12 protein-coding genes are annotated in these 13,625 nt (G+C 71.9%); 8 read left to right on the top strand and 4 right to left on the bottom strand.

The features are described 5' to 3' along the window. Nucleotides 1-50 precede the first annotated feature (50 nt). The gene (locus BM127_RS09935; protein ID WP_091198088.1) at nucleotides 51-677 is read left to right on the top strand and encodes a hypothetical protein; all 627 of its coding nucleotides are present in this window, start codon (nucleotides 51-53) and stop codon (nucleotides 675-677) included. Here BM127_RS09935 and BM127_RS22545 read toward each other — a convergent pair. Next, nucleotides 674-2,425, bottom strand: a complete 1,752-nt coding sequence (locus tag BM127_RS22545; protein WP_091198717.1) for a SigE family RNA polymerase sigma factor — start codon at nucleotides 2,423-2,425, stop codon at nucleotides 674-676. The genes BM127_RS09935 and BM127_RS22545 overlap by 4 nt on opposite strands. A gap of 145 nt (nucleotides 2,426-2,570) precedes the next feature. On the opposite strand from BM127_RS22545, the gene BM127_RS09925 reads away from it, so the two are divergent. Next, the gene (locus tag BM127_RS09925; RefSeq protein ID WP_091198086.1) at nucleotides 2,571-3,689 is read left to right on the top strand and encodes an S-(hydroxymethyl)mycothiol dehydrogenase; all 1,119 of its coding nucleotides are present in this window, start codon (nucleotides 2,571-2,573) and stop codon (nucleotides 3,687-3,689) included. Next, entirely contained in the window at nucleotides 3,686-4,306 is a 621-nt protein-coding gene (locus BM127_RS09920) for an MBL fold metallo-hydrolase (RefSeq protein WP_091198083.1), read from the top strand. Before BM127_RS09925 ends, BM127_RS09920 begins: the two co-directional genes overlap by 4 nt. A gap of 48 nt (nucleotides 4,307-4,354) precedes the next feature. Here the strand turns inward: BM127_RS09920 and BM127_RS09915 are convergent, their stop codons facing one another. Then, nucleotides 4,355-4,987 (bottom strand): helix-turn-helix domain-containing protein, encoded by a 633-nt coding sequence (locus tag BM127_RS09915; RefSeq protein ID WP_091198080.1) that lies wholly within the window; start codon nucleotides 4,985-4,987, stop codon nucleotides 4,355-4,357. Between the two features lie 234 nt (nucleotides 4,988-5,221). Between BM127_RS09915 and BM127_RS09910 the strand changes: the two genes are divergently transcribed. Both BM127_RS09910 and BM127_RS09905 read left to right on the top strand, forming a co-directional pair. Next, complete coding sequence (locus BM127_RS09910) at nucleotides 5,222-5,695, top strand: GNAT family N-acetyltransferase (protein WP_091198078.1); 474 nt, start codon at nucleotides 5,222-5,224, stop codon at nucleotides 5,693-5,695. 191 nt (nucleotides 5,696-5,886) lie between these two features. Next, entirely contained in the window at nucleotides 5,887-7,632 is a 1,746-nt protein-coding gene (locus BM127_RS09905) for a glycoside hydrolase family 3 protein (RefSeq protein WP_139227706.1), read from the top strand. A gap of 9 nt (nucleotides 7,633-7,641) precedes the next feature. Here BM127_RS09905 and BM127_RS09900 read toward each other — a convergent pair whose 3' ends face one another. Further along, nucleotides 7,642-8,832 (bottom strand): class I SAM-dependent methyltransferase, encoded by a 1,191-nt coding sequence (locus tag BM127_RS09900; RefSeq protein WP_091198072.1) that lies wholly within the window; start codon nucleotides 8,830-8,832, stop codon nucleotides 7,642-7,644. A 211-nt stretch (nucleotides 8,833-9,043) separates the two neighbouring features. Here BM127_RS09900 and groES point away from each other — a divergent pair, with 211 nt between their 5' ends. Continuing rightward, nucleotides 9,044-9,337: a co-chaperone GroES gene (gene groES / locus BM127_RS09895; RefSeq protein ID WP_091198068.1), complete on the top strand. Its 294-nt coding sequence runs from the start codon at nucleotides 9,044-9,046 to the stop codon at nucleotides 9,335-9,337. 81 nt (nucleotides 9,338-9,418) lie between these two features. Continuing rightward, nucleotides 9,419-11,044, top strand: coding sequence for a chaperonin GroEL (gene groL, locus BM127_RS09890; protein ID WP_091198065.1), 1,626 nt, complete (start codon nucleotides 9,419-9,421; stop codon nucleotides 11,042-11,044). A gap of 54 nt (nucleotides 11,045-11,098) precedes the next feature. Here groL and BM127_RS09885 read toward each other — a convergent pair whose 3' ends face one another. After that, nucleotides 11,099-12,646, bottom strand: coding sequence for a hypothetical protein (locus BM127_RS09885; protein WP_091198063.1), 1,548 nt, complete (start codon nucleotides 12,644-12,646; stop codon nucleotides 11,099-11,101). A gap of 93 nt (nucleotides 12,647-12,739) precedes the next feature. Here BM127_RS09885 and BM127_RS09880 point away from each other — a divergent pair, with 93 nt between their 5' ends. Further along, entirely contained in the window at nucleotides 12,740-13,621 is an 882-nt protein-coding gene (locus BM127_RS09880; protein WP_091198060.1) for a GNAT family N-acetyltransferase, read from the top strand. Nucleotides 13,622-13,625 lie beyond the last annotated feature (4 nt).

The raw sequence follows: 13,625 nt of genomic DNA, 5'->3' as shown, positions 1-13,625 counted from the left end.
GTCGATGAGGTGTCGCTCGCACCATCGATGCCGGTGGTTAGGCTCGGAGCATGATTTCTCGGGGGAACCGTCGGTGCTGGCCCGTCGTCGCGAGTGCCGCGGCCATCGTCCTGCTCGCAGCCGGGTGCGGGGAGTCAGGGGACCCGGATCCGTCCGGTGAGCCGACGGCGAGCGCCTCGACCACGGAGTCGGCCTCGCCGACGCCGACCACCGCGGCCACCCCGACCACCGCGGTCGTCGAGCCCGCCGACGGCGGCCTGGTCAAGGTGCCCGGAGCCAGCATGCGTGCGCTCGCGAGCTACAAGCACCTCAACGACTACGGCATCGTCCAGGGGTGGAACGACGGCCAGAGCTCGCTGTCGTTCGCCCCGAGCCTGACCCCGGCGACCTCGCTCGACGCCTTCGCGCGCGAGTGGATCAAGGAGCACGGCGGCAAGGGCGTCAAGGTGCGCCAGGAGGACGCGGTCGCCGGCGGGAAGTACCGGGCCTGGCACGTCATCGACACCACGACCGACCCGTCGGAGATCAAGCACGACTTCGGGATCATGTTCCTCGACTCCGCGTGGCTGATCGACATCACGATCTACCTCGACGGGGTGCCGAGGACGCTGACGGACGAGGAGCAGCAGCAGGTGATCGACAGCCTGCTGGCGACGTTCAAGACCGACCTGGACTAGCTCCCGGCGAAGACCAGGGGCACGAGCGACGGGTCCGCGTCGCCGAGTTCCACCTCGACCCGCTCGACCGACCCGTCCAGCCGCACCCGTACGACGTACTGGTCGGCGCCGCTGACCAGGGTCGCGAGGACGGTCTCGCTGTCCTCCCAGGCCACCTCGCTGATCCCCACCACGCCACGCGCGGGTCCGGCGAGCTCGAGGTCGACCACGGTGTCGCCGGTGCCGGCATTCAGGATCGCCATCGTCGGTGAGCCGTTGGCGTCCAGGTAGCTGGCGAACCCGACGACGTGTGCGCCGTCGGGGCTGTAGGAGACCAGCGTGTGGTCGCAGGTCCTCCACTCCACCTCGCCGGTGCGGGCCGTGGCATCCACCACCGCGGAGCAGCTGGAGTCGGTGTCGGAGCTGATGAGTCCGGCGACCATCCCGGTCGCCGGGGAAGCGGTCCTCGCCGCCAGGAGGCCGGGGACCTCCCTCACGGTGGCGCCGTCGGCGAGCAGGGTGCGGAGCGTGCCGTCGCCGGGTTCGGTCCGGGTGACGACGACCTCGCTGTCCGAGACGAAGCCGACCGCGGTGACCGCGGCGGCCTCGGCGCTGCGCGGCATCGCCGTGCGCCGCTCCTCCCGGCTGCCGGCAACGTCGCGGTCGACGACGTACCAGCGGGTGCCGTCGTACTCCGTCCAGGCCACGCGAGCGCCGTCCGGCGACACGGTCAGGCCGCGGCTGGGAAGACCGTCGCCGTCCACGACACGGAAGTCCGCGTCGAGGACCTGCACGGTCAGTGCGCCCTCGTCGTTGGTCACGGCGACCCAGCCGTCCAGGTAGGGGGTGATCTGGTCGTAGGACTCCGGGAGGGCGAGGGTCGTGTCGCCGGTGATGAGCCGGGGATCAGCGAGGTTGACCAGGGGCACGCCGGGTCCGCCGCCGATCGGCGCACTGCGCGGGTCGATGGTGACGGTCCCGGTGATGCTCGGGGAGTGCGGCGTGGCGGGCTCGATCCCGTTGCGCTGGGCAGGGCCGTTCATCGCGAGACCGACGGGCACGGCGACGGCGAGGGCAGCGGCGACCGCGGCACCGGCGGCGATCCTGCGACGGCGCTGGACGCGGCGCGCCCGGCGCCGTACGTCGGTGACGGTGAGCGGCGCGCGCCGCAGCGGGTCGACCCGGCGGTGCAGGGCGTCGCGGACCTCGTCCTCGAGGGAAGTGTGCGTCATCGGCCGTCTCCGGTCTCGCGGGGGGCTGGACTCGTGCGGGTCGAGCGAACGGGGGGCGCGGGCGCGCAGGCCGGCGAGGGCGCGGCTGGTCTGCGACTTCACGGTGCCGACCGAGATGCCGAGGAGGTCGGCCGTCTCGGCCTCGGTGAGCTCCTCGTAGTAGCGGAGCACCACGACCGAGCGTTGCCGGGGCGGCAGGGTCTGCACGTAGGACCAGAGCGCCCCGCCCCGCCCGTCGTCGTACGTGTCGTGGGTCCCGGACTCCGGGAGCGTGTCCGTCGAGTGCTCGCGGCGCTTCCAGGCCCGGCGCCAGAGCGAGTTGTGCTCGTTGACGATGACCCGGCGCACCCAGCCGTCGAGCGCGCCGCGGTCGCGGATCCGGTCCCAGGAGAGGTAGAGCTTGGCGAAGGCGTTCTGGAGCAGGTCCTCGGCGGCCGCGTGGTCGCCGGCGAGGAGGTAGGCGGTCCGGTAGAGAGCGGGCTGGCGCGCGGACATGTACGCCGAGAAGTCGGCGTCCTTGTCGCTCGTCGTCCCCATGTCCATGAGTGTCGTGGTCACCCGCCACCTCCGTTCGGCTCGCGTGGGGTGTGTCGTGGTGAGGACGCGATGTGGGCACCCCGGGTTGCATCTGTTTGGTCGACGTTGCAAGGCTCCTCGCACCCCCCGACGTCAGGAGACATCGATGCAGCAGGTCAAGGCCGTGGTCGCCCTCGCCCAGGGTGAGCCCGTGCAGCTCACCACCATCAACGTCCCCGACCCCGGTCCGGGGGAGGCGCTGGTGCAGGTGCAGGCCTGCGGGGTGTGCCACACCGACCTCCACTACCGCGAGGGCGGGATCAACGACGAGTTCCCGTTCCTGCTCGGGCACGAGGCCGCGGGCATCGTCGAGGCCGTCGGCCCCGACGTGACGAGCGTGGCCCCCGGCGACTTCGTCGTCCTCAACTGGCGCGCGGTCTGCGGCGACTGCCGGGCCTGCAACCGCGGCGAGCCGCAGTACTGCTTCGCGACCCACAACGCGACCCAGAAGATGACCCTCGCCGAGGGCGAGCTGGCCGGCACGGAGCTGTCGCCGGCCCTCGGCATCGGCGCCTTCGCCGAGAAGACCCTGGTCGCGGCCGGGCAGTGCACGAAGGTCGACCCGACCGCGCGTGCGGCTGCCGTCGGGCTGCTTGGCTGCGGTGTGATGGCCGGACTCGGCGCCGCCATCAACACCGGCAACGTCGGCCGGGGAAGCACGGTTGCAGTGATCGGGTGCGGGGGAGTGGGCGCGGCGGCGATCGCCGGCGCTGCCCTCGCCGGCGCGTCGCGGATCATCGCCGTCGACATCGACGACCGCAAGCTCGAGCTCGCCCGCTCGATGGGTGCCACCCACACGGTGAACTCGAAGGAGACCGACCCGGTCGCCGCGATCCGCGAGCTGACCCCGCCGCCGGACGGCACCGGTCACGAGGGCGGCGCCGACGTGGTGATCGACGCAGTCGGCCGCCCGGAGACCTGGAAGCAGGCGTTCTACGCCCGCGACCTGGCCGGCACGGTGGTCCTGGTCGGCGTACCGACCCCCGACATGACGATCCCCGAGATCCCGCTGATCGACGTGTTCGGTCGCGGCGGGTCGCTCAAGTCGAGCTGGTACGGCGACTGCCTGCCCTCGCGCGACTTCCCGATGCTCGTCGACCTCTACCAGCAGGGTCGGCTCGACCTCGATGCCTTCGTCACCGAGGAGATCGGTCTCGGCGACGTCGAGGCAGCCTTCGACAAGATGCACGACGGCACGGTCCTGCGCTCGGTCGTGATTCTGTGAGCGCCCGCGTCGACCACGCGGTGGTCTCCGGCACCTTCACCCTGGACGGGGAGACCCACGACGTCGACAACAACGTGTGGGTCATCGGTGACGACGAGCAGTGCCTGGTCATCGACGCCCCGCACGACGTGGACGCCATCCTCGACGTGGTCGCAGGTCGCGCCGTCAAGGCGATCGTGTGCACGCACGCCCACGACGACCACGTACGTGTCGCGCCGGCGCTGAGGGTCGCCACCGGCGCGCCGATCCTGCTGCACCCCGACGACCGGCCGCTCTGGGAGCTGACGCACGGTGGGGACGAGGAGGGCGCCGAGCTGTGGGACGTCGACCTCTCCGAAGGGATGACGCTCACGATTGGCGGTGCCGCCGTCACGGTGATCCACACGCCCGGCCACGCGCCCGGTGCGGTGTGCCTCTACGTCCACGACCTGGGCTGCGTCTTCACCGGGGACACCCTGTTCCAGGGTGGACCCGGAGCGACGGGTCGCTCCTACAGCGACGCGGACCTCATCGTGCGGTCGATCCGCTCGAAGCTGTTCGACCTCCCGGACGACACCGTCGTCCACACGGGCCACGGACCCGACACCACGATCGGCGCCGAGCGGGCCACCGTCTGACGGACGGGCGGACGGATGCGGCCGGCGGCGCCGGGTGCGGTCGTGTGCTCAGGCCGCGAGCCAGCCGGGCGGGGGACGGAGCCAAGGTTGCTCCGCGAGGATCTGCCTCCGCCGCTGCTCCCGGCGGTCGTCGAGGTGCACGGCCTCAGCGACGAGCTGGTGGTGCGCGGGATGGTCGTCGGGCGTGCCGTACATCAGCCGGTAGAGCCTCTTGAGCGACGTGTGGAACCTGATCGCCGGATCCCGCCTGGCGCGTGATCGCGTACGCCAGGCGAGGACGTCGGCCGTGCACTCGGCGCTGCGCGGGCACCACCACCCTGTGACGGTCAGGTCCACGTGAGCCGGGAAGCGGCGCCCCGCCCGGTCGCGGGCACCGTCGTCGCGCATCGGCTCCACCTCCTCACCGGAGTCGTCGCTGTGGAACGACGCGCGCAAGCCGGCCAGCACGAGGAGGCCCTGGATGACGTCAGCGCGCGGACTCGTACGCCCGGTCTCCCACCGGGCGACGACCGACTGCGAGACGTCAAGGACCGCTGCGAGGCCGCGCTGGGACACGTTGAGGATGCGTCTGATGCGGCGTACGAGTCCGGGGATCCCGCCGTCGAACGGCCCCATCAGGTAGTACTCCACCTCCGCATCGGTCCACCCGTCCATCTCCATCCAGTCGAACTCCGCATCCATCCGCCTGCCTCCGTCTCGCGCCGTGTGTGGTCGTCCGTTCCAGTCCACCCGCGCCCACCGACAACCGGCGACCTTGGTTCACAGGGCCTGCTCGCCTGCCTCTCGCGTACTCGCCCTTGAGTCGCTCAGAGACTCAAGGGCAAGGGCCCGACCGGGGGCTCTCCGCCAGCCGCGTTGGGGCGTGAGTCGCTCAGAGACTCAGGGGCAAGTCCCGGAGCGGTTAGCGTGTGAGCGATGACGCCTGCCCCTACGGCACCTGCCCCCTTCGTCCCGGTTGGATTCGAACCGCCGGTCTCGCTGGTGGCCGAGCGCTTCCGGCTCGAACCTCTGGGTCCTCAGCACAATGAGTCAGACCTGGCTGCGTGGTGCTCGAGCATCGACCACATCCGCGCGACGCCCGGCTACCCGGACGGCAGGTGGCCGCCGGTCGACGGCATGTCTCTCGAGGAGAACCGCGCAGACCTCGTGCGGCACGTGGCTGACTTCCAGGCACGCAGGGGGTTCACCTTCACCGTGCTCGCACCGGGGAGCGCGGAAGTGATCGGGTGCGTGTACCTCTATCCCTCGCACTCCGCCGAGCACGACGTGGAGGTGCAGTCGTGGGTACGGGCCGACGTGGCGGGGCTCGACGTGCCCTTGGCGGAGGCAGTCGCGGCATGGCTCGCAGCGGACTGGCCGTGGCGAAGACCGGATCGCCACGGCCGCTGACGCGTACTACGGCGCACCAGGGCGACCCGGGACGGCCTCAGCGAGCCACGTGACCAGCGCCGGCCTTCGTGGAGGTGGGTGGGTCGTCGTCGGCGTGCCACCATGGCGGGGTGCGAGCGAGGCCGGTGTCCACCCGCCCGCCGACGGAGCTCCGAGCCCGTGGCGTGGCATTCGTGGCGACCGTTGCGCTCATGGCCTCGCTGAGCGCGTGTGACGGCGGGGGCGGGGGCGAGCCCGCCGACGACGAGGGCGCTGCCGCGCGGGCGGCGACGAGCAGCTCGCCGACCGTGCCGCCCACGCCGTCGGAGGAGCTGGGCCTGGTCGAGGGGTGGGGGCCGGACCGTGCCGAGCTCGAACGCGCGGCCCGGACCGTCGGGAGGATGCGGCTCCCGGACCTGGCGGGGCAGGTCATCGTCGCCGAGTGGCGCGGTACGGCGGCGCCGGTGCGGCTGGTCCGCGAGCTCCACCTCGGCGGGGTCATCGCCTTCGACTCCAACGTCGTCTCCGCGGCTCAGGTGAAGGCGGTCAACACGGCGCTGACGCGGCAGGTGGGTCGGAAGTGGCCGCTCTTCCTCGGCGTCGACCAGGAAGGCGGCGTGGTCGAGCGCATGCGCCGCGTGGCGACCCGCTTCCCGACCTTCATGAGCGCCGGTGCGGCGGGCGACACTGCCCTCACCCGAGCGGCGTACGGCGCCAGTGCCGAGGAGCTGCGTGGACTCGGGTTCACCGTCGACTTCGCGCCGGATGCCGACGTCACGTCCGGACCGGGGGACCCCACGATCGGGTCGCGCTCGCCGTCCTCGAGTCCAGCTGCCGTGGCCGAGCAGGTGATCGCGGCGGCCACGGGGTTCACCGACTCCGGCGTGCTGCCCGTGATCAAGCACTTCCCCGGTCACGGGTCGGTGCCGGCGGACAGCCACCTGACGCTCCCGGTGCAGACGAAGTCGCGCAAGGACCTCGACGCGTCCGACCTCGTGCCGTTCCGCGCGGCTGTCGAGGCCGGACTGCCGGCAGTGATGGTCGGCCATCTCGACGTACGCGCCATCGACCCGCGCGTCCCCTCCTCGCTCTCCCGCAAGGTCGTGACCGGGATGTTGCGCGACGAGCTCGGGTTCGAGGGCCTGGTCGTGACCGACTCGCTCGCCATGGCCGGAGTCACCCGCGGTCGTGACCAGGGCCGGACCGCGGTGCAGGCGATCCGCGCCGGGTCCGACGTGCTGCTGATGCCGCCCTCGCCGGCGGCCGCCCGTGCAGCGCTGGTGCGAGCCGTCAGGACAGGAGCCCTGCCCCGGCGCCGGCTCGAGCAGTCGGCCGCGCGACAGATCGCGTTGCTCACCCATCTCGCCGGTGGCCGGGGAGCACCGGTCGGCTCGGCCCGCCCCGCCTCACGAAGGCTCTCCGCGGCCGCGATCACCGTCACCGACGGGAGCTGCTCGGGCCGGCTCGTCGGGGACGCGGTCCACGCCTACGGTGACACCGGCGCGGTCGGTGCGTTCACGTCGGCGGCAGGCAGGTCCGGGCTGACGGTGCTGCTCCGACGCTCGCCCCCGGCCCGGCTCGCCGACGCGCGCCCCCGTCCGGAGCGGCGCCCGAAGGAGGGCAAGCGCGCCTTCAAGCAGCGCACGCGGACGTGGAAGAAGTCCGAGGCGATCCGTCTGCGGCGCCTCGGCGTGTGGACGGATCGCGAGGACGCCCGTCTCGCGGGCGGAACGTCCGTGGGGTTCTCCGGCTTCCACGACGCCCCGGTCGACGGCGAGGTCGCGGTCGCGACCGACAGCCCGTGGGTGCTGGGCCGGGTCAGTGCCCCGACCCGGATCGCGACGTACGGCGACACCCCCGGCGCGATGGACGTGCTCGTCCAGGTGCTGCTGGGTGAGGCGCCTGCCCCCGGACGGCTTCCGGTCAAGGTCGCCGGCGTCGCGCGGACCGGCTGCTAGCACCGATCGCTAGAACGGCTGCACCAGCAGGGCCGTGCCCTGACCGGCCACGCGCGTCATCACGAGCGTCCCCTCGTTGTCACCCTTGAGGGACAGTCGCTTGCGCAGCTCCTCGGGCACCACCTGGACGCCCCGCTTCTTGATCGTCAGCCGGCCGATCCGGCGCTCCTGCAGCGCAGCCCTGAGCGGCTTCTCGCGGTAGGGGAGCTCCTCGAGGATCCGGTAGCCCCGGGCGAAGGGAGTGCTGAAGGAGTTGTCGCCCGTGACGTAGGCGATGTGCTCGTCGATGAGACCACCCCGGACGCCGGCGGCCACGGCCGTCACGAGGCCGGCGCGGATCACGGCGCCGTCGGGCTCGTAGAGGAAGGCGCCGACGGGACGGACCTCGACGCCGTCCTCGCCGAGCGCAGGAGCGTCCTCGTCGGTCACCGTGGCGAGCCCACCGTGGCCGATCACCGTCGCGCGCCGATCAGTGGTGGACAGGTCGGGCGACCACAGCACGGCCTCCTTGACCTCGCCGCCGTCGCTCACCCACTCCGCCTCGACGCGCCGTGGGACGAGGTCGTGGCCGATCCCGGGCGCGACCTTGACCAACGACCGCCGGGTGAGCAGGTCGAGCACCCACGGCCAGGGCGGGGTCCACCCGTCCACGTCGAAGACCCTTCCGCGGCCGCCGCGCCGCGCGGGGTCCGCGAAGGCGGCGTCGAAGCCGCTCGTGTCGATGGTGGTCGCGTCGCCGGCCAGCACGGCTCCGGCCAGCCCGAGGGCGGCGAGGTTGGCCTCGGCCATCGACACCCGCACGGGGTCCTGGTCGATCCCGGCCGCGACCAGGCCGGCGCGGGCGAACGCCAGCAGGTCCCCGCCGATGCCGCAGCCGAGGTCGATGACGCTGCCGCCGGGGATCGCCGCGGCCAGCCGCGCCGCGCGGTGGTCGGCGACGCGCGAGCGGGTGGCCTGCTCGAGGGCGTCGGGGGTGAAGAACATCAGGTGGGCCGCATCGCCGAACTTCACGACGGCCTTCTCGCGCAGCTGGGCCTGGGTGGTCGCAGCGGCTGCCTTCTCGGCATCGGGCTCGAGTCGGCGTACGGCACTCGCCACCCGCACCGGGTCGCCGGCGTGCTCGGCCCAGGCCAGCGCCGCCCCCTCCAGGAGCCGCTCGCCCTCGGACGTGCGCAACCAGTCCAGCGTCTCGATCTCCACGCACGCACACTAGCCGCCGCTAGCACTCGGTTGGTGAGAGTGCTAGCGTCTGTTCTGGCACTCTCACCCTGAGAATGCCAACGCTCGTGAGCCTGGCACGACCCCCGCGACGGCGTGCCGCCGGTCCACGAACCCCTGTCCTGGGAGCCCGGGCCAACTGATTCCGGGCTCCTGAAGAATCTCGTGCAGAGAAAGTGGAGGTTGATCCGAAGTGTCGGTCAACATCAAGCCCCTCGAGGACCGCATCGTCGTCCAGACGCTCGAAGCCGAGCAGACCACGGCCTCCGGCCTGGTCATCCCGGACACCGCCAAGGAGAAGCCCCAGGAGGGCGAGGTCGTGGCGATCGGTCCCGGTCGTGTCGACGACAACGGCAACCGCGTCCCGCTCGACGTCGCCGTCGGCGACAAGGTCATCTACAGCAAGTACGGCGGCACCGAGGTCAAGTACGCCGGCGAGGAATACCTGATTCTCTCGGCCCGCGACATCCTCGCGGTCGTCGGCTGACGCACCTGGCATCCCGGCTGGCCCCGTGCCAGCCGGGATCCGTGCACGTCCGGCCCTGAACATCTTTAGAGGAGCACAGCAATGCCCAAGATCCTGGAGTTCGACGAGAACGCCCGCCGCGCCCTCGAGCGCGGCGTCGACGCCCTCGCCAACGCCGTCAAGGTGACGCTCGGCCCCAAGGGCCGCTACGTCGTCCTCGACAAGAAGTGGGGCGCGCCGACCATCACCAACGACGGTGTCACCGTCGCCCGTGAGATCGAGCTCGACGACCCCTTCGAGAACCTCGGTGCCCAGCTCACCAAGGAGGTGGCCACCAAGACCAACGACATCGCTGGTGACGGCACCACCACCGCCACGGTGCTGGCCCAGGCCATGGTCCACGAGGGCCTCCGTGCCGTCGCGGCCGGCGCCAACCCGATGGGCCTCAAGCGCGGCATGGACGCTGCGGCCGAGGCCGTCGGCGACGCGCTGCGCGAGGCCGCCCGCGAGGTCGAGTCCCGCGAGGACATGGCGTCCGTCGCCACGATCTCGAGCCGCGACAGCGTCATCGGCGACCTGCTCGCCGAGGCCTTCGACAAGGTCGGCAAGGACGGCGTGATCACGGTCGAGGAGTCCAACACCATGGGCACCGAGCTCGAGTTCACCGAGGGCATGCAGTTCGACAAGGGCTACGTGTCGGCCTACTTCGTCACCGACCCCGAGTCGATGGAGGCCGTCCTCGACGACCCCTACATCCTTCTCCACCAGGGCAAGATCTCCTCGATCCAGGAGCTCCTCCCGGTCCTCGAGAAGGTCATCGGGACCGGCAAGCCGCTCTTCATCCTCGCCGAGGACGTCGACGGCGAGGCGCTCTCGACCCTGGTCGTCAACAAGATCCGTGGCACCTTCAACGTCGCCGCCGTCAAGGCCCCGGCCTTCGGTGACCGCCGCAAGGCGATGATGCAGGACATCGCGACGCTGACCGGCGCGCAGGTCGTCGCCCCCGAGGTCGGGCTCAAGCTCGACCAGGTCGGCCTCGAGGTGCTCGGCCAGGCCCGTCGCGTGGTCATCACCAAGGACAACACCACGATCGTCGACGGCGCCGGCGACAGCTCTGCTGTCGAGGGTCGCGTCAACCAGATCAAGGCCGAGATCGAGAACACCGACTCCGACTGGGACCGCGAGAAGCTCCAGGAGCGCCTCGCCAAGCTCGCCGGCGGTGTCTGCGTGATCAAGGTCGGCGCCGCCACCGAGGTGGAGCTCAAGGAGAAGAAGCACCGCATCGAGGACGCCGTCTCCGCGACGCGCGCCGCGATCGAGGAGGGCATCGTCCCCGGCGGTGGCTCCGCTCTCATCCACGCCGTCTCGGTGCTCGACGACAACCTCGGCCTCACCGGCGACGAGGCTGCCGGCGTGCGCGTGGTCCGCAAGGCGGCCGACGAGCCGCTGCGCTGGATCGCCGAGAACGGTGGCGTCAACGGCTACGTCGTGACCGCCAAGGTCCGCGAGCTCGGCGTCGGCAACGGCTACAACGCCGCGACCGACACCTACGGCGACCTGGTCGCCCAGGGCGTCCTCGACCCGGTCAAGGTCACCCGCTCGGCGCTCGTCAACGCGACCTCCATCGCCGCGATGCTGCTCACCACCGAGACGCTGATCGTCGAGAAGCCCGAGGACGACGAGCCGGCTGCTGCCGGCGGCGGCCACGGGCACGGCCACGGCCACTGATCGACCTGCTCCACCCGACAGGCCCGCACCGGTTCCCGGTGCGGGCCTGTCGCATCACTCGCCCCAGATGGTCCGCCAGGGGGTACGGCAGTCGACGTCGATGTCGATCTCGTCGACGGAGTTGAGGCGGTAGACGCGGTAGCGGCCGCAGGCGGTCCGGATGAACTCGTACTTCCGGATCAGGGAGCCCTCGATCGGCCGGGTGCCGAGCTCGCTCCACGTGTTGATGTAGGTCGCCTCGACGAACCACGTCGGCGGGTTGCTGCCGGTGAGCACCGCGCCCAGGTCCTCCAGCTCGGGATCGAGCGTGCGCATCGGCAGGGACCACAGGTGGGGATACGGCGACCCGGCACGGCTGGCCCACTGGATGTCCGCCCGGCCGCCGTAGACCATGACCCGGTCGCCGGGACGCGCGGAGGCGGCGATCGCCTCGCCGGTCCGCACCTCCACCGGGACGCGCCCGACGACCCACGAGCTGGTCCAGCCGACGAGCGCGATGACGCTCGAGGCCACCGCGAAGGCCACTGCCGCGGGCGTCACGAGGTGCCAGCGGCGGTCCAGCTGGGCGTGTGACATCAGTCCGGCCAGGGCCAGCGCCAGTGCGGGGATGGGCACGAACAGGTAGGGCATCCAGTAGCTGCCGCTGACGGCCACGGCGACGAGGTCCACCGCCAGCATCGCCGTGATCGCGACGACCGGCACCGCGTCGAGCCGCAGCAGCGCGGGCAGGCGGGCGACGAAGCACGCGAGGAGGAACAGCATCCCGACGCCCACGAACACGAGCAGCAGCACGGAGATCCTGCTGGTCGCACCCTCCGCGCTCTGCAGGGCGATGGTCCGGTTGGCGTCGGAGCGGAACGAGACCGAGGTGTACCAGAGCGCCTCCAGCCGTACGCCGACCACGAGCGCCCACCCCACGATGACCAGCACCGGGACCGCGGCGCCGGCCACCGCTCCCGCGGCACAGCGCAGGGCTGCACGCCAGGGCACCTGCCGGGCCGTCGCCGACCCGACGAGCAGGACGGCCCCGAAGACCAGCCCGCCCACGATGCTCTGCTTGAAGCCGACCGCGGACATCGCCAGCAGTCCCGCCCAGAACGCGTCGGCGGCCGACACGCGTCGTACGGCTCGTAGCGCCAGCCAGCAGGAGCCCATCACCAACGGGATGCCGAACAGCTCGCCCTTGGCGGCCACCGGGTCGATCTGGGCGTTGCTGACCAGGGCGGCGGTGCCGACGGCGACCCAGCCGGCCACCCGGCGTACGACGGCCGGGTCCACGATGCCGGCCCGGCGGGCCATCTCGCGCGCTGCTGCGGCACTGGCCAGCACCAGCAGGACGCAGCCGACGGCCCCGACCACGCGGTGGGTGTAGGCGCCACCGATCGCGTCGGTGGCCTGCATCAGCCAGATGATCGGCGGCGGCCGATCCACGAAGTAGTGGCCGTACACCGAGTCGGGCTCGGGGTGCCAGGACCGTGCCACCAGGAGGAACCCGGCCTCGTCAGGTCGCAGGGGCCAGAGCAGGCCGGGGAAGCGGGCGACGAACGCGGCCGCGGCGGCGATCCACACCACGCGACCCAGTGCTGTCGGGTTCCCGGCCATGGCGACACTGTCTCAGGGCGGGCCACGCACGAGTTCACGTGGCCGAAACGAGCAGGGACCGGGCCCGCAACGCCGCCGGGGCACAGTGCCACCATGCTGTGGAAGATGCGGATCAGCCTGGCGGACCGGCCGGGCAGCTTGTCGGTGGTGGCGCAGCGCTGCGGCGAGGCCGGCGTCAACATCGTCGGGATGCAGGTGTTCCCCGGCATCGAGTCGGTGACCGACGAGCTGGTGGTGGAGTCACCCGACGGCTGGACCGAGGACGACCTCCGCGCGCTGGCCGACTCCGCCGGGGCCGAGTTCATCGACGCCCACCGCACCCAGGAGGGCGTGCTGCTCGACCAGGCGACCCGCCACGTCGAGGCGGCGCGCACCATCCTGGGCGACCCGGCCCGCTTCCCCGAGATCGTGGCCCGACTGCTCGACGCCGAGGCGGACCCGATCGAGGGTCGGCCCGCCGACACCATGGACCTCGCCGTCGGGGACGTCGTGGTCCAGGTCCACCGCACGACGCCCTTCACCGCGACCGAGCACACCCGCGGCGCGAGCATGGCCGGGCTGGTGACCGACGTGCTGCGTCGCGACGCGTCGTACGCCGCTCGCGTCGCACCCGACCCGGGCTCGGCACGCGCGCCCGAGCTGGTCACTGCCGGCTTCGTCGTCACGGCCGTCGTCGGCGCGGTCGTCGTCGGCCGCGCCGTGCTGGACGAGCAGGCCGTCGACGCCGCCCGCCACCTGGAGCTGGAGGTCGACCCCGGCTGGCGCCGCCAGGGTCTCGGCACCCGGCTGCTCAAGGAGGCCGCACGGGTCTCCGCGGCCCTGGGCGACGACGAGATGAGCCTGGTGACGACCGCCGACAACCGCTCGGTGCTGCCCATGGTGCTCGGGTCGGGGATGCGGGGCCGGATGAAGATCTCCGGTGCCGAGCTGCACGTGCGCGTGCCTGTGCGCGACTTCATGGCGGTACGGGGGTGAGACG

Source organism: Nocardioides alpinus, assembly GCF_900112035.1.
Classification (GTDB): domain Bacteria; phylum Actinomycetota; class Actinomycetes; order Propionibacteriales; family Nocardioidaceae; genus Nocardioides; species Nocardioides alpinus.
Note: the sequence above shows the minus strand (reverse complement) of the source record. Positions and strands in the feature narration are given on the sequence as shown.